The following is a 1,574-nucleotide window of genomic DNA, read 5'->3' as shown; positions in this document are numbered from 1 at the left end:
AAGTATAGCCACTGCTTCCCCATAAACTTTATGACAGGTTGGCTTTCCTCTCCTTAAATCATCATTATCCATTGAGGGAAGGTCGTCATGTATAAGAGAATAAGTATGTATAATTTCAACTGCCAGAGCTATATCAATAATACCCTCAAGGTTATTTTTCCCACATGCTTTTGCACTTTCAAGTACTAATACAGGTCTTATCCTTTTTCCACCTGCATTTAAGCTGTAATGCATAGCATCAAAAAGTTTCTGAGGAGTTCCTCTGGATAATTCTTTTTCAAGATGTTTATTAATAAATTCAGCCTGAGATTTTAGATATTGTTTTATATCCATTTAGACCTCAAATGCATTTTGAAAATGTTTAATTTCCCCTTTTAAAATAGCCACAACATCAAATCTAATTTCGTCATAATCAACACAGGATTTTTCAATAAAATAGTTTGCAGTTTTTATAATCTTTTGCTGTTTTTTATAATCAACGGTTTCTTCAGGCTTACCAAAATCCTCATAGCTTTTACTTCTTACTTCTACAAAAACAAGGCAGTTATTATCTTTACAAATTATATCTATCTCTCCAAACTTACAGTAAAAATTTGTCTGGAGGATTTCATACCCTTTAGATTTAAAAATTTCTGAGCTAATTTTTCGTTTTTAGCTCCAATATCTCTTTTATTCATAATTTAAAACTCTTTCTATGTATGGGAGTAATTCCAAATTTTTTAATTTCTTCTTTATGTAATTTTGTAGGATAACCTTTATGTTTGTCAAATGAATGAGGATAAATTTCAGAGAAATATTCCATAATTTTATCTCTATAAACCTTAGCAATTATTGACGCAGCTGCAACAGATATACTTTTTTCATCTGCTTTTTTTACTGAGATATGAGGATAAGGGTCAAATTTTACATAATCTGTAATTATATAATCAAAATCAGATTTTAAAGTAAAAAGAGCTCTTTTCATAGCAAGTTTAGTGGCATTGTAAATGTTAACTTTGTCTATTTCACAACTATCTACTACACCTATACCAACAGCTAAAGCCTTCTTCTTTATCTCTTCAAATAAAATTTCTCTTTTTTTTGGAGATAGCTTTTTGGAATCTTTAGTTATAAAAATATCAATATTAGAAGGAAAAATTACGGCAGCAGAAACAACAGGGCCTGCCAGAGGCCCTCTTCCTGCTTCATCTATTCCAACAATTTTTTTGAAACCTTTTTGATAAAGAGATTTTTCAATCTCAAACATTAATTTATTGATTTTCTTTAGCAGCAGCAGATTCTGCGGCTCTTTTCTTGATTTCCCATTCCTTAATTTCTCTAATTCTTGCAGCTTTACCTCTTCTTTCTCTAAGGTAGTAAAGTTTAGCTCTTCTAACTTTACCTCTTTTTGCTACTTCCACTTTTGCAACTGAAGGACATCCCCAAGGGAAAGTTCTTTCTATCCCAACTCCATAAGAAACTTTTCTTACTGTAAATGTTTTACCTGTTCCACTTCCTTTTATTGATATAACAACACCTTCAAAAACCTGAATCCTTTCTTTCCCTCTTTCTTCAATTTTTACGTGAACTTTTAC

The 1,574-nt window shown here is 31.0% G+C and carries 4 protein-coding genes; all 4 read right to left on the bottom strand.

Annotated elements, in window-relative coordinates:
- Nucleotides 1-333: polyprenyl synthetase family protein (locus HG1285_RS02105; RefSeq protein ID WP_008289209.1), on the bottom strand; the 333-nt coding region annotated here is incomplete at its 3' end.
- Nucleotides 334-606 (bottom strand): YraN family protein, encoded by a 273-nt coding sequence (locus HG1285_RS20680; protein WP_343122642.1) that lies wholly within the window; start codon nucleotides 604-606, stop codon nucleotides 334-336.
- A 67-nt stretch (nucleotides 607-673) separates the two neighbouring features.
- Nucleotides 674-1,330: a ribonuclease HII gene (locus HG1285_RS02110; protein ID WP_083793149.1), complete on the bottom strand. Its 657-nt coding sequence runs from the start codon at nucleotides 1,328-1,330 to the stop codon at nucleotides 674-676.
- A partial coding sequence (gene rplS, locus HG1285_RS02115; protein WP_008289206.1) for a 50S ribosomal protein L19 occupies nucleotides 1,251-1,574 on the bottom strand: 324 nt, incomplete at its 5' end. The genes HG1285_RS02110 and rplS, both read right to left, overlap by 80 nt.

This window comes from Hydrogenivirga sp. 128-5-R1-1 (assembly GCF_000171895.1).
Note: the sequence above shows the minus strand (reverse complement) of the source record. Positions and strands in the feature narration are given on the sequence as shown.